Annotated in this window: 19 protein-coding genes, 2 tRNA genes and 1 other RNA gene; 8 read left to right on the plus strand and 14 right to left on the minus strand. The window is 37.0% G+C overall.

The window, feature by feature from the left end:
* Positions 1 to 34 precede the first annotated feature (34 nt).
* Positions 35 to 131: signal recognition particle sRNA small type (gene ffs / locus SIB75_RS02160), an RNA gene on the plus strand.
* Between the two features lie 25 nt (positions 132 to 156).
* Here the strand turns inward: ffs and ftsZ are convergent.
* The 6 genes from ftsZ to SIB75_RS02190 form a co-directional block, all read right to left on the minus strand.
* Positions 157 to 1254 (minus strand): cell division protein FtsZ, encoded by a 1098-nt coding sequence (gene ftsZ / locus SIB75_RS02165; RefSeq protein WP_413391514.1) that lies wholly within the window; start codon positions 1252 to 1254, stop codon positions 157 to 159.
* 169 nt (positions 1255 to 1423) lie between these two features.
* The gene (locus SIB75_RS02170; RefSeq protein ID WP_413683786.1) at positions 1424 to 2284 is read right to left on the minus strand and encodes a cell division protein FtsQ/DivIB; all 861 of its coding nucleotides are present in this window, start codon (positions 2282 to 2284) and stop codon (positions 1424 to 1426) included.
* Complete coding sequence (locus SIB75_RS02175; RefSeq protein WP_413683787.1) at positions 2242 to 2652, minus strand: hypothetical protein; 411 nt, start codon at positions 2650 to 2652, stop codon at positions 2242 to 2244. The genes SIB75_RS02170 and SIB75_RS02175 overlap by 43 nt, the downstream gene beginning before the upstream one ends.
* A 36-nt stretch (positions 2653 to 2688) precedes the next feature.
* Positions 2689 to 3750 (minus strand): D-alanine--D-alanine ligase family protein, encoded by a 1062-nt coding sequence (locus tag SIB75_RS02180; RefSeq protein WP_413683788.1) that lies wholly within the window; start codon positions 3748 to 3750, stop codon positions 2689 to 2691.
* Between the two features lie 53 nt (positions 3751 to 3803).
* Positions 3804 to 5195, minus strand: a complete 1392-nt coding sequence (gene miaB, locus SIB75_RS02185) for a tRNA (N6-isopentenyl adenosine(37)-C2)-methylthiotransferase MiaB (protein WP_413683789.1) — start codon at positions 5193 to 5195, stop codon at positions 3804 to 3806.
* A 60-nt stretch (positions 5196 to 5255) separates the two neighbouring features.
* Positions 5256 to 5328 (minus strand) — tRNA-His (locus SIB75_RS02190).
* Between the two features lie 206 nt (positions 5329 to 5534).
* Between SIB75_RS02190 and SIB75_RS02195 the strand changes: the two genes are divergently transcribed.
* Positions 5535 to 6851 carry an amidohydrolase family protein gene (locus SIB75_RS02195; RefSeq protein ID WP_413683790.1) on the plus strand — a complete coding sequence of 439 codons (1317 nt, stop codon included), beginning with the start codon at positions 5535 to 5537 and terminating at the stop codon, positions 6849 to 6851.
* A complete protein-coding gene (locus SIB75_RS02200; RefSeq protein WP_413683791.1) occupies positions 6848 to 8200 on the plus strand; it encodes an FAD-binding oxidoreductase in 1353 nt (450 codons plus the stop codon). The genes SIB75_RS02195 and SIB75_RS02200 overlap by 4 nt, the downstream gene beginning before the upstream one ends.
* A gap of 23 nt (positions 8201 to 8223) precedes the next feature.
* Here the strand turns inward: SIB75_RS02200 and SIB75_RS02205 are convergent, their stop codons facing one another.
* The 4 genes from SIB75_RS02205 to murA all read right to left on the minus strand — a co-directional run bounded on the left by SIB75_RS02205 (position 8224) and on the right by murA (position 12128).
* Complete coding sequence (locus SIB75_RS02205; RefSeq protein ID WP_413683792.1) at positions 8224 to 9462, minus strand: bifunctional folylpolyglutamate synthase/dihydrofolate synthase; 1239 nt, start codon at positions 9460 to 9462, stop codon at positions 8224 to 8226.
* Positions 9441 to 10622 carry an aspartate aminotransferase family protein gene (locus SIB75_RS02210; RefSeq protein WP_413683793.1) on the minus strand — a complete coding sequence of 394 codons (1182 nt, stop codon included), beginning with the start codon at positions 10620 to 10622 and terminating at the stop codon, positions 9441 to 9443. The genes SIB75_RS02205 and SIB75_RS02210 overlap by 22 nt, the downstream gene beginning before the upstream one ends.
* 8 nt (positions 10623 to 10630) lie before the next feature.
* Positions 10631 to 10712 (minus strand) — tRNA-Leu (locus SIB75_RS02215).
* A gap of 39 nt (positions 10713 to 10751) precedes the next feature.
* The gene (gene murA, locus SIB75_RS02220; protein WP_413683794.1) at positions 10752 to 12128 is read right to left on the minus strand and encodes a UDP-N-acetylglucosamine 1-carboxyvinyltransferase; all 1377 of its coding nucleotides are present in this window, start codon (positions 12126 to 12128) and stop codon (positions 10752 to 10754) included.
* A gap of 242 nt (positions 12129 to 12370) precedes the next feature.
* On the opposite strand from murA, the gene SIB75_RS02225 reads away from it, so the two are divergent.
* Genes SIB75_RS02225 through trpC form a run of 3 tightly spaced genes read left to right on the plus strand, consistent with a single transcriptional unit; the run spans position 12371 to position 15576 of the window.
* Positions 12371 to 13207, plus strand: a complete 837-nt coding sequence (locus SIB75_RS02225; protein ID WP_413683795.1) for a TrmH family RNA methyltransferase — start codon at positions 12371 to 12373, stop codon at positions 13205 to 13207.
* A complete protein-coding gene (gene lpdA / locus SIB75_RS02230; RefSeq protein ID WP_413683796.1) occupies positions 13204 to 14646 on the plus strand; it encodes a dihydrolipoyl dehydrogenase in 1443 nt (480 codons plus the stop codon). The genes SIB75_RS02225 and lpdA overlap by 4 nt, the downstream gene beginning before the upstream one ends.
* 42 nt (positions 14647 to 14688) lie before the next feature.
* Entirely contained in the window at positions 14689 to 15576 is an 888-nt protein-coding gene (trpC, locus tag SIB75_RS02235) for an indole-3-glycerol phosphate synthase TrpC (protein ID WP_413683797.1), read from the plus strand.
* A gap of 32 nt (positions 15577 to 15608) precedes the next feature.
* Here trpC and sodX read toward each other — a convergent pair whose 3' ends face one another.
* The 3 genes from sodX to SIB75_RS02250 all read right to left on the minus strand — a co-directional run bounded on the left by sodX (position 15609) and on the right by SIB75_RS02250 (position 17126).
* A complete protein-coding gene (sodX, locus tag SIB75_RS02240; protein WP_413683798.1) occupies positions 15609 to 15986 on the minus strand; it encodes a nickel-type superoxide dismutase maturation protease in 378 nt (125 codons plus the stop codon).
* Positions 15961 to 16452 carry a superoxide dismutase, Ni gene (gene sodN, locus SIB75_RS02245; RefSeq protein WP_413683799.1) on the minus strand — a complete coding sequence of 164 codons (492 nt, stop codon included), beginning with the start codon at positions 16450 to 16452 and terminating at the stop codon, positions 15961 to 15963. Before sodN ends, sodX begins: the two co-directional genes overlap by 26 nt.
* Before the next feature lie 74 nt (positions 16453 to 16526).
* Positions 16527 to 17126: an FKBP-type peptidyl-prolyl cis-trans isomerase gene (locus SIB75_RS02250; RefSeq protein WP_413683800.1), complete on the minus strand. Its 600-nt coding sequence runs from the start codon at positions 17124 to 17126 to the stop codon at positions 16527 to 16529.
* 116 nt (positions 17127 to 17242) lie between these two features.
* Between SIB75_RS02250 and SIB75_RS02255 the strand changes: the two genes are divergently transcribed.
* Positions 17243 to 18715: an apolipoprotein N-acyltransferase gene (locus SIB75_RS02255; protein WP_413683801.1), complete on the plus strand. Its 1473-nt coding sequence runs from the start codon at positions 17243 to 17245 to the stop codon at positions 18713 to 18715.
* Positions 18716 to 18717: 2 nt separating this feature from the next.
* Here SIB75_RS02255 and mnmA read toward each other — a convergent pair whose 3' ends face one another.
* Entirely contained in the window at positions 18718 to 19932 is a 1215-nt protein-coding gene (mnmA, locus tag SIB75_RS02260) for a tRNA 2-thiouridine(34) synthase MnmA (RefSeq protein ID WP_413683802.1), read from the minus strand.
* Positions 19933 to 19976: 44 nt separating this feature from the next.
* Here mnmA and SIB75_RS02265 point away from each other — a divergent pair, with 44 nt between their 5' ends.
* The gene (locus SIB75_RS02265; RefSeq protein WP_413683803.1) at positions 19977 to 21524 is read left to right on the plus strand and encodes an NAD(P)H-hydrate dehydratase; all 1548 of its coding nucleotides are present in this window, start codon (positions 19977 to 19979) and stop codon (positions 21522 to 21524) included.
* The last annotated feature ends 48 nt before the right edge of the window (positions 21525 to 21572 follow it).

The raw sequence follows: 21572 nt of genomic DNA on the forward strand, positions 1-21572 counted from the left end.
TAATAACGTGTTTAGCTATTGCTAGAATATTATCGACTCGGCCCCATGCGGCTGTGACACCTATACCTGGTCAGGACCGGAAGGTAGCAGCCATAAGGGATGCTCAAAGCAGGCGTGGACTCCGGGTCACCTTCAATTACAGGAAGTTGATAATCCTCAACGATTTTGCCTTAGACGTAAAAACTCAGGTATAGAAGCACCAGATTCCCTTACTTCTGATTGTTCGTAAAGTGTTTGAGGCGAAAGTCGTGCCCTATTTCTTTCATTTGAATAAATTTGATTACTGTCAAATCCAGTAGCAATAACGGTGACCTGGATTTCACCCTCAAGTTTTTCATCAACGACTGTGCCAACAATGATATTAGCTTCTGGATCTACTACGTCAGATATAACCTCAGAAGCAGATGTCATGTCTTCAAGCGTCATATCTTTCCCTCCAGTTATGTTTATTACACATCCTTTGGCTCCATCTATTCGAGCTGCTTCTAGAAGAGGGCTATTGATGGCTGCTTGAGCTGCTTCTAGCGCTCTTGATCTCCCAGAGCCTAAACCAATCCCTAAAAGCGCTGTGCCAGCCTCTGTCATCACAGAACGCACATCAGCAAAATCTACATTTACCAATCCAGGACAAGTGATTATATCGCTTATTCCTTGAACTCCTTTCATAAGAACATCATCAGCACTTCTAAAAGCTTCTTGCAAAGGTGCACCTGAGATTACGTCTTTTAGTCTGTCATTTGGGATGACAATTAAAGTATCAACATTCTCAGCAAGCCTTGCGATACCTTCATCAGCTTGCCTCAAGCGACGTTTGCCTTCAAAACTGAATGGTTTGGTGACTATCCCTACTGTCAAAGCACCACTTTCTTTGGCAACTTGAGCAACAACAGGGGCTGCTCCCGTTCCCGTTCCTCCGCCCATACCAGCGGCAATAAATACTAGGTCAACGCCTTCTAGGGCTTGTTGTAGATCAGCTCTCGATTCTTCTGCTGCCTTTTGACCAATGCTTGGATTTCCACCTGCCCCAAGACCTCTTGTTAAGCTTTGACCAAGCTGAACCCTATGAGTGGCTGATGATTGGATAAGAGCCTGAGCGTCTGTATTGAGTACTCGATATGTTACTCCATCAAGATCACTGTTAATCATTCGGTTGACGGCATTACTTCCGCCACCCCCAACGCCAATAACCTCAATACGTGCAGATTGACTGGGTAGGATTCCTTCATCCATGTTGAAACTAGATTTGTTTCCCATTCCCATCACCATATTCAGGATTAGAACTCGTTTTGGGCATTATGAACATCATCCATGAATTCTGTTGGCTTATAGGTTTAAATTGATTAACAAATTAATTTCCATGATTTCTCCTTAATTGATCTTGATATATTAAACATTCCTAAAAAAGTTAGTCATAGCAAGGATTTTAACTTTCATTGCCTGGTATTTTTTCTATTTTTAATTCTGGTTTGCTTGGATCTTTAAGATCCACGATTTTTACTTTTGTGTTGATTAAAAGATTTGGCAATGATTTTTGTAGCTGGTTGAGCTTATTAATTTGCTCGATCAAGCGATCAGTTCCTGCTCCTAGAAGGACTGAATCAAAGTGCTCGGTTTTTAGGCTTATTTCTTGAAGAGGATTTATTTTAATTTTTTGAAGAGGACTTTGAAAAATAAATCTATTTTTTATTATTAAAATAATTTCTTTTTTTTTATTTGGATTCCAATTTTCTATAGATAATTTTATTTTATTTTGCTTTGATTTATTTACGTATTGAAGAGGTATCCACGATCCTTCCATATCAATCATCCCTTTTTCAATATTGTTTGAGAGAACTCGACTCGCAAAAGCGATTGGCTCTCTTTCTAAAATATTTAGATGAATTTCGGGAGGGAAAAACTTTCTATTGACTGCAACTCCTTTAATAGGAAGCTTTTTTATTAAATAGGATTCGATTTCTTTGGGATTTAATTCCAACAAATTTCTTGGATAAAAAATACTCGTTGTTTTTTTTATGTCGTTATTTGATATTCCAGAAAGACCTGTAATTTTAGTTTGATCAAAACTTATTGGTTTCCATGCTTGGTTTAAAAATGTAAGAATCAGAAAAATTGATGTGCTTGAGAAAAAAATTAATTGCCAAAGTTCAATTAGAAAATTTTTATTGTGAAAAATATTCGATACTTTTTTAGTTGATATTCGATTGTTTTTATTTGATTTTCTGGTTTTTCTTTTATTTGATTTCAAATGTCGCATCTTGCTCTGGACATAAGTTTGTCCATCCATTGACGAGCACGCTCAGCATCTGAAAATGGTACATCTATTTCTCTTCCTGAACCAATAAGTCTGAGTCGGCAGCGTCCTTCAGATTCTTTTGTTAATGGAGCTTCTCCCGAGCTGAGAGCCATCAGCTCAACCATTTCTAATTTCTTAACTTCAAAAGTTGCTTCTTCCTTGAAGCTACCAGCCTCAAAGCTGCTCCAACATAAAATACCAGCTTTTAATCGCGCAGCTCCTGTTCCATCAAGCTTGGCTAGCTCTGAACCTTTAGCCCAAATTAAGTAGAGATTCTGTCGCCTTCTCTCTATCCATCCAAGGGAGGCTATGAGAATAAAAGCCATAAGTAATGGCAACCAAAGGAGACCGTGAATCATTTTTTGAAAAAGAGATCTAAAAATGTCATGGTTAATTCATTCTCTAGCTGTTTCTATGAGACTAGCAACAAGTTTTTCTGGTTTTAATCCAGAAGCTTCCCACAGCATTGGATACATGCTTGTGTTGGTGAAGCCTGGCAAGGTATTTACTTCATTTATGTAAATCTTTTCTGTACTCTCTTGATAAAAGAAATCGACTCTCGCTAAACCATAAGCATTAATAGCTTTACATGCCTCGATAGCAAGCTTTTGTATCTTATTAGATATATTTATTTTCAAATCAGCTGGGATGATTGTAGTGCTTAAATGCTCATTATATTTTGAATCATATGTATACCAATCAGTTTGAAATTTAACTTCGCCAACAACTGATGATTTCATTATGGACTTTCCTAATACTCCGCATTCAAGTTCTCTCCCTATAATATTTTTTTCTATTATAATTCTTTCATCATATTTTACTGCAATTTCTATCCCAGTAATTAGTTCTTGCTTTGAGTAGGCTTTGGTTATGCCAATCGAAGAACCTAAATTAGCGGGCTTAATAAAACATGGATAATTTATTATTTTTTCTATTTCATCAAAAATAGAATTCATAAATAATGTATTTAATAAATTCTCTTTATGTAAATAAATATATGGAGCTTGAGGAAGATTGAATGATTTAAAAATTGATTTCATTGCTATTTTATCCATGCCTAATGATGATCCAAGAGTTCCTGATCCAACAAAAGGCTTTCCTGTTAATTTAAATAATCCCTGAATAACTCCATCTTCCCCATTTGGACCATGCAATGCAGGGAACCATACATCAACTTCGTTACTTTCTTTTGGGAAGTTGGTTAGATTATTGATAGTAATTCTATCTCTTTTTATTGTTTTAGTTGATTTTTTTTCTCCTAATAAAATTGACTTTGAGTATTCTGAATCCTCCCAAAAACCATTCTTGTCTATATAAATTGGATTTACAATAAAACGTTCAATATTGCAAGAATGAGATAAGGCTGCGTAAATAGTTTCAGCTGATTTAATAGAAACTTCATGTTCACTTGATTCTCCACCAAAAACTAGTCCTATAATTTGCTTTTTATTCGTCATGTCTAGTTTGTTCTCAATATTCTATAAACGTAGTTTATTGAATTAATTAACATTTATAACAAGATTCCAGTTAATGAGAATGGACGTATTTCATTGATTTTTATATTCACTATTTCTCCAGGTTGAGGTGATTTGCTATCAACTGAGGACTTTGGAAAAAATGTCAGTCGATTTGTTCTAGTTCTTCCTAGTAATTGGGAATTATCTTTAGAATTGATGCTCTCAACGAGTATTTCCTGTAAAGAGTCTTTGTACCTTAAGTTTCTTTTCTTTGCAGTATTTTCGACTAAATTATTAATTTCTCTTAGTCGATCGATTTTTATTGTTTCAGGTAATTGATTTGGCCACAAGGCAGCAGGAGTATTTGGTCTAGGAGAATAGGCTGCCGTATTGACCAAGTCAAATTGAACATCCTCTATAAGTGATAGCGTCTCTTCGAATTCATCTCTCGTCTCTCCAGGAAAAGCTACAATTGCATCAGAAGTAATTGACGACTCAGGCATTATTTGTTTTATATAATTTACAATTTCTTTATAGGTTTGAACAGTATATCCTCGACCCATATTTTTGAGTATTTTATTACTTCCACTTTGGACTGGGATATGAAAGTGTTCACAAACCTTAGGAAGTTTTGCACATACATCTATTAATTCTTTCGTGAAATACCTAGGGTGACTTGTGGCAAACCTTATACGCTCTATTCCTTCAATACCATGAATATATTCTAATAAATATGAAAGTGTTAATTTCCCAGATTTATTGAATTCGTAAGCTTTAAAGTCTCTGCCATAAGCATCTATATTTTGCCCTAAAAGGGTTATCTCTTTGTACCCAATTCTCGCTAATTCTTCTATTTCATGTTTAATAGCTTGCGGTGTTCGTGATTGTTCTTTACCTCTAACGGAGGGGACTACGCAATAAGTGCATCGCTCATTGCATCCATAAATAATGTTAACCCAACCGCATATAGTGCTCTCTCTTCTCGCTGTAGCAATGTCTTCGTAAATGTGCTGTTCATCAGTCGCTAATACTTGGTGTCCGTTATCAACTTGATTAAGAAGAGTCTCCAGTCGATTTGCATGCTGAGGCCCCATAACAAGATCTACTTCAGGAACTCTTCTTAAAAGCGTTTCCCCTTCTTGCTGAGCTAAGCATCCTGCAACGATAATTTTTAGATTAGGATCTGATTTTTTCCTTCTAGCTTGCCTTCCTAAATAGCTGTAAACTTTCTGCTCAGCATTGTCACGAATAGTACAAGTGTTGTAGAGAATTAAATCCGCTTTAAGTTCCTCTTCTGCAAGCTCATATCCCATCGTTTGCAAAATGCCTGACATTCTTTCTGAATCAGCTTTATTCATTTGACAACCGAAAGTGGTAATCCAGTAGCTTCCTCTATGGCTTCTAAAAGACTTGCTTTGTTTAGTAGGAGCTATGGTTGTTGTCATCACAGATTAATTTTTCCATGGGGGAAAAGATTTTTGAGATTGTCCTAAATTATGTTCAAGGGCGAGCGAGGGGATTCGAACCCCCGAATAGCGGCGCCACAAGCCGCTGCCTTAACCACTTGGCGACGCCCGCCTTGTGCTTTTAATCTACCAATGATTTGTCATTTTGAAATTCCAAAATGATTTTGGTAAAAAAATTTAGCTTGTGACTATTGTAGATAGTACGGATTGAAAAAATCACTTTTTATATCTTGATCAAAACGCAATTGACAGGTATTGAAGTTACTGTGTAAGTAGAACCCGTAATAGTAAAAGCTCGGGATTTAAATCTATTCAAAAGTGAATTTCGCAAAAGATGTTGAATTGATTGCAAGTCCTCCAAAGTCTGGGCGAGCAGATGTTCTTGTTCCAAGATGTTTGATTGGTAATGGACAGGATTTGTTAGGAACCTCAATTGATCAAGAAGGCTTGTCCTCTGTTCAGCTTGAGTGGCGAGATGGAACAATTACATCAATTGGGGGCTTGCAAGAAACTTCAAAAGTTCCTAAGGAAATCCTTCTGCCAAGATTTGTAGAACCTCATGCACATATAGATAAAGCATTTTCATGGTCACGTTCACCTAACTTGAGGGGTAGTTATCAAGAAGCTTTAGCAGCAAATCTCCGTGAATATGAATTGAGGTCCGAAGAAGAATTAATTTTCAGAGTTGAGAAGTGTCTCAATTTAGCTCTTGTTAATGGGATTAGGGCAATTAGATCTCACATAGATAGTTTTGGAAAAACAGCAATGAGAGATTGGGGTCTGATAGAAAGTATTAGAACAAAATGGCAAGAGAAACTTTTTTTACAGTTTGTGGCTTTGGTTCCATTAGATTTTTGGCAAAGTGATGAAGGTGAGCTTTTAGCTCAAAGAGTTGCCTCCAACGGAGATCTTTTAGGTGGGCTGATAGCGCCTCCTTACAATAAGAGGAAGACTTTTAAGTCCTTACTTCACCTAGTGCAACTTGCAAATAGACTTAAGTGTGATATCGATCTTCATATTGATGAGTCTCAATTTTGCCCGGCTGGGGGATTGAAATTACTTCTAGAAGTATTAGGCCAAGTTAAAAATGAGATATCAATAACTTGTAGTCATCTAAGCAGCGTGGGCTTGTTAAGAGAAAAGGAGATTTCATTTTTAGCGAACAAAATGGCTAAGAACAGATTAAAAGTAGTTGCTTTACCATTAACTAATTCTTGGCTTTTAGGAAGAAAAGATCGATCCACTTTAACGAAAAGACCACTAGCACCTATTTTTCAACTTCAAAAAGCTGGAGTCGATGTATCTGTAGGAGGAGACAATATAAATGATTCATGGTTCCCCCTATCTAATTTTGATCCTATAAGTTTAATGTCGTTTTCCATGCCAATTGCTCAGCTATCTCCCTGGGACAGATTGGGCCTTTCTCCATTTACTTGGTCTCCAGCAGATTTACTTAGCCTTAAATGGGATGGCCTTTTTCAAAATGGAAGTCCTGCCGATTTTATTTTGTTAGATTCAAATAGTTGGGTAAAAGCTTTGTCTGAAAGACCTAAAAGAAGAGTAGTAGTTAATGGTGAATTCTTGAATGAATTGCCTAAAAACAAAAAATCAACATACAACAATTCTCACCCATGACTAATAAAGAGAAAGTAGAATTGCTTTTAATTGAACTAAAATCAGTACCTGATCTAGAGATCTATCAAAAAACTAGTGATTTAAAAAGGTTCTCTAAAGATTTCTTTGATTATTCACCGATATTGATTAATGAATTAAAAGATTGCTTGGCTGACATAGTCGTTCGACCTCTTTCGGTAGATGCAATTATTGTTGTGGCTCAAATGTGTAATAAGTATTCAACTCCTTTGACCCTTAGAGGTTCTGGAACAGGGAATTATGGTCAATGTGTTCCACTTAACGGTGGAGTCGTTATGGTTATGTCTGGTCTTCGAAAAATTAGAAATTTCGATTCAAAATCAGGTGAAGTCACAGTTGAATCTGGTTGTTTGCTTAGAGATATTAATGATGAGTTGATTAAACATGGTCGTCAGTTACGGTTGCTTCCGAGTACATGGAGAAGCGCTTCCATTGGTGGCTTTATTGCTGGCGGTTCAGGTGGGATAGGATCCGTTCGATGGGGCTTCCTTAGAGATCCTGGGCATTTGCAGGCCTTAGAAGTAATAACGACTGAGGATTCACCAAGAAAACTTGAATTGAACGCAAGCAATTCTGAAGCTTTAAATCATGCTTATGGAACTAACGGAATTATTACTGCATTGACATTGACAACTGCTCCATGTGTTGAATGGCAACAAATAGTAGTCGATTGTTTTGATTTGGATCAAGCGGTTGACTTGTTATGCAAATTTAGTTGTGCAGCACTGGAGCTTTATTTGGGAACTTTGTTAGAGAAAGAAATTGTTACTTGTCTTCCCTCTGGGTCTGGCAAACCTTCAAACAAACATAGGATTTTACTTTTGGTCTCTCCTGATGGTGTTAGTACCATTGAGCGACTTGCGAAATCGGCTGGCGCAGATTTTGATGATTTAGGTCCAGAAAATCTTAAGGCAGGGACAGGCCTTCGAGAGCTTTCTTGGAACCATACGACTTTACATATGCGTGGCATTGATCCTGCTTGGACATATTTGCAAATGCTTCTTCCTCAGCCTGAGTTGGGAATGATGAAAAAATTGAAATCTGAGTGGGGATCAAATCTTTTGTGGCATTTGGAATGTGTTCGTCAAAATGGAGTTCAAAGATTAGCTTCACTTCCTCTTGTTAGATGGCAAGGTGAAGAAGCTATGAATAAATTAATCACTCAATGCAAAGACCTTGGTGCAGTGATTTTCAATCCGCATACAATTACTGTTGAAGATGGAGGCCTAGGTGTAATTGATTCTGATCAAGTGCAAGCTAAGAGTAACTTTGATCCAAAAGGGATTCTTAATCCAGGCAAACTCAAAGGTTGGAATCTAAAAGTCAATTGATTTAATTGCTAAATTTAAACAATTTAATTTATCAATATTTTCCTTTGAAAAAGGTCACCTATTAAATATAGCGATCCTGAAATGATAGGTGGTGGAGATGGCCATCTATGTTGTTTTTTAAGTGTTGATAAAACTTCTTCAACAGTAAAGGCTTCTTTGATTTGGTCTTTATATTCAGGGCAAAAACTTAAAATTTGATCTTTCGACCAGCTTTGTTGGCCTGGAACAGGAACTATCCAAGCTAAATCTTTCTCTCTAATTAGCTTATGCAAAATGCCTATAATATCTTTTCTTTTTTGAATTCCTAGTATCCAAATAATTCCACTTTCTTGATCAGTCCATGAGTCTCTTTCAATTGATAATTGCTTAGCCGCATGAGGATTATGTGCTCCATCAACAACGATGGGCATCCCTTCCCATTTTGTTGTTTGAAGTCTTCCAGGCCATTTAGCCAGAGACAAGCCTTCTCGAAGTTCTCCTTCAGAAATATTCCATCCAATCTTTTTTAAGGATTCAATAACCCCTTTGGCTACAGCTGCATTTTCTTTCTGTATCGCTCCTGATAGGCCGAGTTCCCAATCTGACGGAATTGGATCTACCCAATGAATGACAGCTTGTTTCCTCTTGGCAGTCTCTTCGAAAACTCTTTTTACAATATTGTGTTGAGTAGCTGTAATTACAGTACTCTTTGTGGTTATTACGGCTGCTTTCTCAATAGCTACTTTTTCTAGACTATTGCCTAAGTATTCACAATGATCAAGCCCAATAGCTCCAAATGCAATAATAGGTCTATATTGATGCGCCGTTGTTGCATCAAGTCTGCCTCCAAGCCCTACTTCAAGGATAAGAAGTTCAACTTCCCTTAAAGTAAAATACTTAAGTGCTATTGCAATAACACATTCAAAAGGAGTCAAGCTATATTTTTTTGCAATTGGAGAAAGAGACAGGCTTAATGATTGAAATTCTTCTTTTGATATTGGAGTCCTGTTGATACATATTCTCTCGACCCAATCAACTAAATGGGGAGAAGTGGTAACTCCAGTTTTGATATTTACTAAGCTAAGGACACTATTAATAAAAGCGCCAATAGAGCCTTTCCCATTTGTTCCTGCTATGTGAATAGCAGGTGTTTCTTTGCAGGGGTCTCCCATAGCAGTAATAGCTAATGACATACGGTCTATGCCCAGATTCATATCTTTATATTCTTTGCTCTTGCTTTCAAAAATGAAATTCGATTGTGCTATGAAAGTTTCATCAGACATTTGTCTAGTCTCGATAAAAGCTCGTTGATTTCTTTTTTTGTAATAGTTAAAGGAGGGACTATCCTTAATACTTTTACACCAGCTGATACTAGAAGAAGTTTCTCTTCTAAGGCGGATTTGACAATATCAAGAGATGTTATTTTGGTATTGTCTTTTATAACGAGACCTTGAATAAGTCCAACGCCTCGAGTGGAAATAAATATGTCTGAATATTTATTTGAAAGTTTAATTAATCCTTCTTTTAATTGAGAACCTCTCTCGGTGACTTTCTTTAAGAGGTCTCTTTTTTGTATTTCTTTCCCAACTGTTAGAGCTGCTCTGCAAGCGAAAGGATTCCCTCCAAAAGTGCTGGCATGATCACCGGGCTGAAAGACATCAGCCAATTGATTAACCAATAGTGCTCCGATGGCATGACCTCCACCAAGCCCTTTGGCTAGTGTGAAGACATCAGGTTCAATGCCTAGTTGTTCATATCCCCAAAGAGTACCTGTCCTTCCCATTCCAGTTTGGACTTCGTCAAATATCAATAAAATATTGCTGTGGGTACATTTTTTTCTTAAGAGCTCAAAAAATGATTTTTCCCCAATATTTATTCCCCCCTCACCTTGTATAGGTTCAATAAATACAGCTGCAATTTGCGGACCTGTTTTTTCTAATTCATCAAATAGATTTTCAAAAGATTCACTGTCGTTATAAGAAAAAAACTGAAATCCCTGAACCATTGGCTCGAAACCTTTGTGGTATTTCGATTGGCCTGTAGCACTTACAGCTGCGAGTGTTCTTCCGTGAAAGCTTTCCTTTGAGCAAAGAATGACTGGATTGTCGATATTACGTTCAATATGCCCATATTTTCTTGCCAATTTAATTGCAGCTTCGTTTGCTTCAGCACCGCTATTGCAAAAAAATACACTCTTGGCAAAACTTTGTGAAGTTAACCATTGAGCTAGTTCTTCTTGCTCTGGTATTCCGTAAAGGTTAGATACATGTTGAAGTCTTCTTAATTGTTTTGATAAGGATTTGATTAATGCTTTATCACTGTGGCCTAGTGAACAAGTTGCAATGCCAGCCACAGCATCAAGATATTTCCGGCCTTTTTTGTCCCACACCCATGAGCCTTTACCCCTAATGAGGTCTAAGGGAAAACGATTGTATGTTTTCATCAATGAAGTGGGAGCGGTCGGACTTGAACCGACAAACCCGAAGGTGCCGCATTTTGAGTGCGGTGCGTCTACCAATTCCACCACGCTCCCATGTGTTTATTTTATGTCAAAACTAGCAAAAATATGAAACTAAGCTGCATTTTTTTGAGTATTAATATTGTCTTCACTAATTATTTTGTTAGAGATAGAACGTTGAGATGTTGGTTGATCAAAATTTCTAGAAATAATGGAACCTGCATTAGTTAATTTTTCTTCTAACTTTTCATAGCCTCTATCTAAGTGTTCTAGGCCCGTGAAAATACTATTTCCTTTAGCAGAGAGACATGCAAGTATAATGGCAGCAGAAGAACGTAAATCTCCTCCCTCTACATTTGAACCTACAAGTTCTTTTACTCCTTTAATATAAGCAGTATTGTTTTCTTGATAAATACAGGCGCCCATTTTATTTAGTTCTAAAACGTGTTGCATTCTCTTCTCAAAAACTCTTTCTTTGATTTTGCTTGAACCTTTAGCGGTGGCCATTAATGACATAAATGGAGCCTGAAGATCAGTGGGGAAGCCAGGGAATGGACTTGTGGTTATGTCAACTCCTGAAATCTCTCTTGGAATGATTTTTAAATGATGCTCCCCATGTTGAGATATTAGACATCCACATTCTTTTAATTTTGAAATAACAGCGCTCAAATGGTTTGGGATTACTGGACCAATAATGAGAGGCGAGCGTGTTATGGCTGCAGCAATAAGAAAAGTTCCTGCTTCTATCCTGTCGGGTATAACAAAATGAGAAGTCCCGCTTAAAGAGTCCACTCCAAGGATTGTTATTCTTTTCGTTCCAGCTCCAAAAACCTTTGCTCCCATTGAATTAAGCATTTTAGCGAGATCCTGGATTTCTGGTTCTCTAGCGGGATTCGATATTGTTGTTTTGCCTAAAGCTAAGCAAGAGGCCATCAAGATGGTTTCCGTAGCCCCAACGCTGGGATATTTAAGAGTAATATTTGCTCCACGTAATCTTTTGTCTTTGGTTGAAACTTGAGCTTTTACAACATCATTTATAACTTCAACTTCGGCTCCTAAAGCTTTTAGACCATTGATATGTTCATCAACAGGTCTTGCTCCAATATTGCAACCACCAGGTAAAGGAATTTTTGCTTCTCCAAGTCTTGTAAGTAAGGGGCCAACACAGAAAAAGCTTGCTCTCAAGCTATGAACTAGTTGATAGGGTAATTCAACATTATGAATGGATTCTGAATTAATCTCGATAGAATTATTTGTTTTAGTTAACTTTGCGCCCAAATTACGGAGAATCTCTGACATGACTTCAATGTCCGTAAGTTGTGGAACATTTTTAATGAGGAGTTTTTCTTTCGTAAGAAGAGAAGCAGCCATTAAAGCTAGCGAAGAATTTTTTGCCCCACTAACTTTTAAGACCCCATTAAGCGGACACCCTCCTTTTACCTCCAGATGTGGCGGAATAATATTACTTTTAATTGTCGCCACACTACTCATATTGGAGCGAACTGCTTACCCCGCCATAATGCCAAGTGGATTTCAAATAGTCCAGTCAACCTTATTGAAAATTGATGGGTTCAAATTAAACATTGATAATGTTGAAAGTCTGAATAAAATTTTTAATATAGTTTTTATTGAATTTAATAAGAAAATTCAATATTTATTTCAATGCAAGAAACTTTTTTGCTTTTAAAAATTAAATAATTTGAGGTTGCAAAATTAATAAGTCATATTCGCCATTGATTACAAGTAAAAGAAACCCTTTGGTTAGGAAATTGAGGGGTCTTTTGAAAAAAACTGGACGTGAAGAGCATTCTTCTCTTTTGCTTGAGGGGTCTCATTTGTTAGAAGAGGCTTTGAAAACAAATTTTTTGCCATTAGAAGTTATTGCAACTCCTGAATGGTGTGATGAGCATGAGGAAGTTTTAAAAAAAATAGCTTCAAGATCTTTATTAACCCTTGTAACTAAGAATGTTTTAGAAGCATCTTTGTCAACAGTTACACCTGATGGTGTCGCAACGATATTCCCAATGCCAGGGTTGCCAGAACCTGGGGAAGCCCCAAAACACATTTTGGCTTTAGATAGGATTCAAGATCCTGGTAATTTGGGAAATTTATTCCGATCAGCCCTTGCTGCTGAATATGAAGTTATTTGGTTGGCATCAGGAGCAGATCCTCTAAATCAAAAGGTTTTAAGATCCTCAGCTGGCTCAGTTCTTCATTTACCTTTTGAAAGGATTGGAGATTCATCTTCTTCAAGTATTGAAATGCTTGTTTCAAAACTCAATATTGCAATTGATGATAATTACCAAGTAGTAGGAACAATTTCGCCCAATAAAATTACTGATAAGAAAGTGAAACCTTATTGGGAATTAGACTGGGATCTCCCTACAGTATTGGTTCTTGGTAATGAAGGCTCAGGTGTTCATTCTTCAATTGAGGCCTGTTGTTCAGACTTTGTTACGTTGCCTCATAGCTCATTAGTTGATTCACTAAATGTGGCATCTGCTGCAGTTCCTCTCTTGTTGGAGCGACAAAGAGTAAAAATGGTTACGGGTATCCAAAAAAAATCGTGAGTGAAATTTCTTTTGACTTTGACTTAATTGTTGTCGGAGCTGGATATGGAGGTTTTGATGCAGCTAAGCATGCAGCAGAGGCTGGCTTGAAAGTGGCGATTGTCGAATCAAGAGATATGGGTGGAACCTGTGTCAACAGAGGCTGCGTCCCCTCTAAAGCATTACTAGCAGCCAGTGGCAAAGTTCGTGAGCTTGCAAATGTTCCTTATCTTGCTGAATTTGGTATACATTCTGCTCCAGTTAGATTTGAACGTAAAAAAATTGCCGAACATGCAAAAAACTTAGTTGAGACAATTCGAAAAAATCTAACTAAAACATTAGAAAGATCAGGAGTTGAGATACTTAGAGGAGAAGGACGTTTAGAAGGCAATCAAAAGGTCGGTTTAAGAGAAACAAATGGAGTTGATAGAATCTTTTCCGCCAGAGATATTATCTTGGCTACAGGCTCAGACCCTTTCGTGCCGCCTGGAATTGAAATTGATGGACGAACTGTTTTCACAAGTGATGAGGCTATTAATTTGGAGTGGTTGCCAAAATGGATTGCAATAATTGGTAGTGGCTATATAGGTTTGGAATTCGCTGATATTTATACAGCTTTAGGTTGTGAGGTGACCATGATTGAAGCTCTTGATAAAGTAATGCCTACTTTTGATCCTGATATCACCAAAATTGCTTCAAGAAACCTAATTGATAAAAGAGATATTGAAACTCGAGCTGGAGTGTTTGCTACTAAAGTTAAGCCAGGTTGCCCCGTCGAGGTCGAGCTTACAGATGCAAAGAGTCGAGAAGTAATTGAGGAGTTACAAGTTGACGCTGTTCTGGTCGCAACAGGCCGAGTTCCGTCGACTAAAAATCTAAATCTACAATCCGTTGGAGTTGAAACAACGAGAGGTTTTATCCCAATTGATGATCAGATGAGAGTTTTGGTAAATGAAAAACCAATTTCTAATCTATGGGCAGTTGGAGATGTTACGGGTAAGTTGATGTTGGCCCATACCGCTGCAGCGCAAGGGAGTATTGCTGTAGATAACATTTTAGGAAAAGCAATAGAAATTGACTACAGAAGTATCCCTGCAGCGACTTTTACTCACCCTGAGATAAGTTCCGTTGGACTTTCGGAAGAAGAAGCAAAAGATCTAGCGAAAAATGAAGGCTTTGAACTTGGAATTGTTAGGAGTTATTTTAAAGCGAACTCTAAGGCCTTGGCTGAATTAGAAAGTGATGGAATTATGAAGTTGATTTTTAATAAAGAGACGGGAGAGGTCCTTGGGGCTCATATTTATGGATTACATGCGGCTGATCTTATACAAGAGGTTTCTAATGCAATTTCTAGAAGACAACGAGTCAATGACTTAGCAAAAGAAGTTCATACGCATCCAACATTAAGCGAAGTTGTTGAAGTTGCCTATAAACAGGCATCTTTACAAATAAAGAATTAGTAAATCAAATTCTATTTTTGTAGATTATTAATTATTTAAACTATGGAAATCCGAAGAAGACCTCCTAATCCAAGTATAAAAGTAGCTAATTTAGAGTATGCAATTCCTCACCCAGATTCACAACCTAAAAATATTTTGGAGGAAATTGTTTGGGAAAAACATCTCGAAGTTGAGATTGCAAGAAAAAAAGTTTCGCTTGAAGATTTAAAGAAAAAGATCAAGGATCTACCTAAAACAAAAAACTTTATAGATGCATTAAGAAATAGTAATTCGAAACCAGCACTAATTTCAGAAATAAAAAAAGCAAGTCCAAGTCGAGGGGTAATTAGAGAGGACTTTGACGCGAGAATGATAGGTAAAATGTATCAAGATGGAGGTGCTAACTGTATATCAGTCTTAACAGATAAAAAATTTTTTCAAGGTGGTTTTGATGTCTTAGTTGAAGTTAGAAAGGAAATCACAATCCCAATCCTCTGTAAGGATTTTATTCTTTATCCTTATCAGCTTTATCAAGCAAGAGTTGCTGGGGCTGATGCTGCACTTTTGATAGCTGCAATTCTGACTGATTCTGATTTAAAGTACTTATCTAAGGTCGCTGAACATTTGGGACTGACAATATTAGTAGAGGTTCATGACTCAGAAGAACTTGAAAGAGTACTAAATATTAACTTATTTAATTTAATAGGAATTAATAATAGAAATTTAAAGAGTTTTAAAACAGATCTGGAAGTTACAAAGAAGTTGGCTGAGAATTATGCTAACCAAGTCAAGGAAAATTCTATTACTTTGGTAAGCGAGTCAGGTTTATTTACTCGTGAGGATTTGGATTTAGTAAAGAGTTATGGGGCTGATGCTGTTTTGGTTGGTGAATCTCTTATGTCACAGGAAGATATATTAGGTGCAGTTAAAAAGCTAATTGGTAAGTTGTAAATAAGTAAAAGATCTATATCAATCTCTTAAATCTATTTAGAGAAAACTTTATCTACTTTCCCAATAATTAAATCTAATTCAATTAAACCAAATTCTCTACTGTCCGTACTTGAAAAGGAGTTATCTCCCCTTAAATCAAATTTATTCTGATAAATTCTATGAATCCTTTTAATTATTAACTTATTTTTTGTTTTTGGATGAGAGGCGATGACGATATCGCCAATCTTTAAGTTAATATTTTTTGGGTTTAACTTTTTATACGTTACTAAATCTCCCTCTTTAAGAGTTCTTTCCATAGAAGTACCGACAACACGTAGATGTTGTCGGTAACCAATTATTAAAGTAAATAAAGTAAATAAGTCTGGCTTGTGGAAAAGACTTTTATTAGCTTGCGGTAACCCAGCTATCACTTCTACCTTTTGAAGACCAAAACATCGAGTGAATCTTTTGTACAGCTGCTAATAATTCTTCTGCCTTGGTTTGATCAATATTTACCTTGCATGCACTACAAAGCTTTGCTGCTTTCCAAAAAGTGTCATGAAGGTCTGGATATGTAGCTAAGTGTTCAGGCTTGAAGTAATCAGTCCAGAGGATTAGAAGTTCTTTTTTGGCCTTTTGTGATTCTTCTTCCTTAATCGCAACGAAGCGAGAAAAAGTGTTGTTATAAGCTGAAATGGAAGCTTGATCGTTGCCAGCTGGAGTTAGAGCAATAAGTTTTTTTGTCATAGACAAAACTGCCTCTGCGGCAACTCTTGCAGAAGCAGGGTCATATACGCCGCAAGGTCCGTCACAGTGAGCGTGAACAGATTTTGCTGGAAGCTTGTTAAAGATTGATGTAAGTGTTTCGCTCAACATCTGAAAATAATTTGTGAACATTTTTTTTTACATTAATGGCGTTTGTCAACAAACGCCATAACTTTTTCTAGAGCTTTCTGAATAATTTAAGAAATTCACTTAACACTCAATAATTCCACTTCAAAAGTTAAAACTGAATTAGGAGGGATTGGACCTATTCCTCTGCTGCCATATCCCAATTCTGGTGGGATGACTAATTTTCTTTTACCTCCAACTTTCATTCCTGCGACTCCCTCATCCCAACCCTTTATCACCATCCCTGCACCTAAAGAAAATTCAAAAGGACCTCTTCCATAGCTGCTGTCAAATTCTTTTCCATCATCAAGAGTACCCTTGTAATTTACTGAGACACTTGTTCCTGGAGTAGCTTCTTGACCATCACCTAAAACTAATTCAGTGATTTTCAGCCCGCTTGAAGTGACTTGAGATGCTTCTATTCCTGCTCCTCCGAGAGAAGCGTTGCTTGCACTGGTTTTATCTGAAGCCATAGTAAAAAGTGATGGATTTGGGTCTTCTGGGTCTAATTCAAATGGATTAGTTACAGACTCGCTGGTTTTTGTGGATTGCCTTACATCCGCTTGGATTGGTTGATCAATCTGTAAGGCATTTGTTGGAGTTGGGGAGATGATTTGGCTGATCACTGCAATCATCAAGCAGCTAAGGCAAACAGAAAAGCTAATTAAGATTTCTCTCACAGCAATATTAAGTAGTCGGAAATATTCTTGCAGATTAATACCCAAATTACATCTATTTAAAAATACTAACTAGAGAGTATGAATTTTGTCGGTGTATATTTTATTAAATTGGATTTATGAATAATATCTATTCTCTTTTTATTAAAGCTTTTGCTGGTGGAGCTCTAGCAGGAATCTCCCTTAGTGAGGGAAATTATATATTAATGCTTTTGGGAATATCTTTACTATGGCCTGCTAGTAAAAATCCATGGGGAGGCTTTTGCTGGGGTGCGATGGCTATTTTATGGAGTCATAAGTGGTTGCTATCTTTGCATCCAATCAGTTGGGTAGGGATAAGCTCAAATTTAAGCTTACCTATTACCATTTTTATATGGCTTTTTTGTGGAGCCTTTGGAGGGGGGCTGGTCTTTATTTGGTCAGCTTTGAGTGGCTGTTTAGCTCCTGGAAGACTGCAGGTTTCTAAATTAGAAAATAAGTTTATTTATGCCGTCTTATTATCAACAATATGGGGTCTTACTGAAGAACTATTATCTAGAGGTCCTTTGTTTTGGATGGGTGTAGGACCAAGCTTATTACCACAAGATAGATATTTGGCTGGATTAGCAAGATGGATAGGTTCGGGCGGCTTGGCCTCTATCCATCTTTTAGTTGGATGGTGGATGTGGCAACTTTCAATTGCTTTTCAAGCTAGAAAAAAATTCAAGAAATTTATTATTCTTGGCTTTGCTTATTTTTCGTTGGCCCATTTAATTGGATTTATATTGTTGTTGGATTCTTCAACTGATTCGTCAGAGAAGGTTGCGATGTGGCAAACAAATATTCCAATAAGACAAAAATTTAGTCAGCAAGAAATAAATGCTTTGCCCTCAAAAGTAAATAGAGCATTAACTGATGCTATTGAAATGAATGCATCTTTTTTAATTGCTCCAGAGGGAACGTTGCCTCTGGATAGAACAAAGATCCGAGATTTTCCTATTAATTTTCTCTCTGGAGGTTTCAGAAAAATAAATGGTTCTCTACGAAGTTCACTATTAGTTTTTAATCCAGGTGAAGAGTCTTTTTCGGATGTATTGGATAAATCTAGATTAGTTCCTTTGGGAGAATGGATCCCTGTATTACCCAACTTTTTAAAAAATGGCCTTTCTGCAGTAGGAGGAGTTGAAAGTGGGAATCCATCAAGACTTCTTGATTGGGAGGGGCCCTCATTTGCAGGTGTTATTTGTTATGAATTGAGTAATGGGAAAGCCATAGCTAAAGCAGTAAATCAAGGAGCTAAATGGATTTTAGTGATTGCAAATTTAGATCCCTATCCTATTTCTTTGCAGAGACAATTTTTATCTATGTCTCAATTAAGGAGTATTGAAACATCAAAAAATTTAATATCTGTCTCAAATACTGGCCCAACATCTTTGATTAAAAATAATGGAAGAATTGATACCCTACTCAAACCAAATAAAGAACTTGTTCAACTCGTTGACCTGGAATTAAATGGAAAGAAAACTTTATATACATATGCTTCTGACTTGCCTATGATTACAGCTACTCTTGTAAGTTTAATAGTCGTTTTGCGTTTACGTAAGTATGATTGATATCAATACTCTTTCGAAATAAGTCCTCCTCCTAATACATAATCACCCTTATAAAATACTGCTGCTTGACCAGGAGTAATTGAAAATTGATCTTCTTCAAAATGAACTTGACATTTTTCACAATAATTTTCTTTATTACTATCAATAATTGGTATTAATTTTGCTTTCACTGCTTTACTCCTATATCTAATTTGGACCTCAACTTCAATTGGTTCTTGAGGCGCTTCAATTGATACCCAATTTATAGCTTTTACAATACATTCTGACTTACCAGAATCTTCTCTTGGGGCAACAATTACTCTGTTTAAAGAGGCATCAATTTCAACAACATGCAAAGGGACTTCCCAAGCAATACCTAATCCCTTTCGTTGTCCAATCGTGAAATGCTGAATTCCATTATGGGAACCTATGATTTGACCGTTTTTAAGGACAACCTCTCCTATCTTGTGGGGTAAATACTTATCAATAAATGCATTCATTGATCCGTAATGTTCAGCAAGACAAAGGTCTTGACTCTCTGGCTTTTCGGCGGTTTTTAATGAATGTTTAAAAGCTTCAATTCGTGTTATCTCTTTGGTTAACTCTCCAAGAGGGAAAATTGTTTTTCCTAAAATTTCTTGAGGAAGATCATATAAAAAATAGCTTTGATCTTTGTTGAGATCTTTACCTCTTAAGAGCTTATGTCTTTTTATTCCATCACTTGGAAGATCATTTTTATTGAAAGATTCGTTTGAGTATCTAATTCTTGCGTAATGCCCAGTCGCGATCTTTTCGATATTCTTATGTTCTTTAATCCATTTGAGCATTTCTGAGAATTTGACTGATTTATTGCAGCGCGAGCACGGTAAAGGGGTAATTCCTTCTTCATATCCTTTTACGACATTATTGATGATTTCTTTTTGAAAGATTTCTTTTGTATCAACTATGTGATGCTTGATTCCAAGTTGATCACATATCCCTGCAGCATCAATTAATCCATCAGAGCAGCAAGAACCTTTTCCTTTCATTAGCCACAAAGTTAATCCCACTACATCCCAGCCAGCTTCACAGAGAAGAGCAGCAGTTAAGGAGCTGTCTACCCCGCCGGAAAGCCCCACTACAACTGAATGATTTCCAGAAAATGTTTGCAGTCTTTTTAATGTTTCCTCGACTGTTTCTTCTGAAGTCAAATGATTTAAAACTTTTTTTGTTTCTCTTGTTTCCACATTCATGGGCATTGATAGTAGCTTCTGTTCATAGTGGGTTTGATTGCTTTTTGATTTTGAATTGGCCTCAATTTGATTCGGAACATTTGATGGTTTCCTCAGAGCAGATGAAAAACATAGAACAAGAAATGTTTTCTATGGGTATGCCTGTTGAAGCCCTGATGGAAAAAGTAGGGATTGGTATTTCTTCATGGATATTAGACAGACAAGGATTGATTGAAAATGGTGCAATCGTTTTAGTAGGGCCAGGTCACAACGGAGGCGATGGACTCGTTGTCGCAAGAGAACTTTATATGGCCGGCGTAGATATCTCCATTTGGTGTCCACTCCCATTGAAAAAAGAATTAACACAAAAACATTTTGATTATGCGAGGCAGATTGGGATTCAAAATTTGGAGCGTAAACCCGATTCGAATTCTCATTTATTATGGATTGAGGCATTATTTGGAATAGGACAATCAAGGACTATCTCTGAGGAAATAGTTCATTTATTGAATTCGAAGAAGAGATTTAGCCCTGATAAATTAATTAGTATTGATGTCCCCGCAGGATTGGACTCAGATAATGGAAAAACAATATCAAATACTTCATGCAAACCTTTCTCTACAATATCATTGGGTCTATTTAAGTCTGGGTTAATTCAAGATTCAGCTATTGATTATGTAGGTAATTTAGAGAGATTAGATATCGGGATTCCGGATAAAATCTTAGCTGATTTTCCTAAAACCCAGCCTTTAAGGATTTCTTTTTCAGACTTGACTACTTTTGCTTGGCCTAAGCCAAGTAAAAGTAAAAGTAAATACCAGAGAGGAAGAGTTCTTGTTGTTGCAGGAAGTGAAAAATACAAGGGAGCAGCATCCCTTGCTTTGAATGGTGCTTTAGCAAGTGGGACTGGAAGTGTTAGCGCTTTTTTGCCTCAGTCAGTTTCATCGGGTCTTTGGGTAACTCACCCTGAGGTTTTATTACTTGGAGATCTAAATACTTTTCAGGATGGTTCTTCAGATTTTTCCAAAGTTTTAAATGAAGTTGATTTAAATAGGTTTGACTCGATTTTGCTCGGACCTGGATTAGGGATTGCAAAAGAAAAAGATTGTTTTGGCTCTGACTTGCAGGATTTCAAAGGTCTACTTGTTCTTGATGCTGATGCAATCAATAGGCTGTCGATAACTTCAAAAGGTTGGGAGTGGCTAAATGATAGAGAAGGTCCTACCTGGCTTACCCCTCATCTTGAAGAATTTAAAAGGCTATTTCCTTTAATTGATTGCTCCAATCCATTGAAGGCTGGAATTGAAGCTGCAAAAATTTGCAGTTCTTCTGTCTTATTGAAAGGTGCTCATAGTGTTATCTCTGATCCAGAAGGGAAAACTTGGCAAATAGGGCAAGTGAATTCAAGTGTTGCAAGAACTGGCCTTGGCGATGTTTTGGCTGGTTTCGTTTCAGGGATGGGGGCTTTTGGCTTAGCAAGTACTGAGCGATTGGATACTAATTTGCTCGCTGCATCAGCATTGATGCATGCATATGCTGGCGCATCATGCTCAAGAGGAAGCACGGCAAGTGTTATTTGCACTTTTCTTGGAGAATTAATAAAAAAAGAAAGCTCTTGAAATGTTTTGAAACAACCATTTTCAGGGCGCTAAATGGTGGATTTGGTG

The organism is Prochlorococcus sp. MIT 1011 (genome assembly GCF_047305235.1).
Lineage (GTDB): Bacteria > Cyanobacteriota > Cyanobacteriia > PCC-6307 > Cyanobiaceae > Prochlorococcus_B.

Bases quoted from the DNA above. Each gene is read 5' to 3' on its own strand.
- ftsZ (WP_413391514.1), bottom strand. From the start codon at position 1,254: ATGGGAAACAAATCTAGTTTCAACATGGATGAAGGAATCCTACCCAGT.
- SIB75_RS02170 (WP_413683786.1), bottom strand. From the start codon at position 2,284: ATGGATGGACAAACTTATGTCCAGAGCAAGATGCGACATTTGAAATCA.
- SIB75_RS02175 (WP_413683787.1), bottom strand. From the start codon at position 2,652: ATGATTCACGGTCTCCTTTGGTTGCCATTACTTATGGCTTTTATTCTC.
- SIB75_RS02180 (WP_413683788.1), bottom strand. From the start codon at position 3,750: ATGACGAATAAAAAGCAAATTATAGGACTAGTTTTTGGTGGAGAATCA.
- miaB (WP_413683789.1), bottom strand. From the start codon at position 5,195: ATGACAACAACCATAGCTCCTACTAAACAAAGCAAGTCTTTTAGAAGC.
- SIB75_RS02200 (WP_413683791.1), top strand. From the start codon at position 6,848: ATGACTAATAAAGAGAAAGTAGAATTGCTTTTAATTGAACTAAAATCA.
- SIB75_RS02205 (WP_413683792.1), bottom strand. From the start codon at position 9,462: ATGTCTGATGAAACTTTCATAGCACAATCGAATTTCATTTTTGAAAGC.
- SIB75_RS02210 (WP_413683793.1), bottom strand. From the start codon at position 10,622: ATGAAAACATACAATCGTTTTCCCTTAGACCTCATTAGGGGTAAAGGC.
- murA (WP_413683794.1), bottom strand. From the start codon at position 12,128: ATGAGTAGTGTGGCGACAATTAAAAGTAATATTATTCCGCCACATCTG.
- trpC (WP_413683797.1), top strand. From the start codon at position 14,689: ATGGAAATCCGAAGAAGACCTCCTAATCCAAGTATAAAAGTAGCTAAT.
- sodN (WP_413683799.1), bottom strand. From the start codon at position 16,452: ATGTTCACAAATTATTTTCAGATGTTGAGCGAAACACTTACATCAATC.
- SIB75_RS02255 (WP_413683801.1), top strand. From the start codon at position 17,243: ATGAATAATATCTATTCTCTTTTTATTAAAGCTTTTGCTGGTGGAGCT.
- mnmA (WP_413683802.1), bottom strand. From the start codon at position 19,932: ATGCCCATGAATGTGGAAACAAGAGAAACAAAAAAAGTTTTAAATCAT.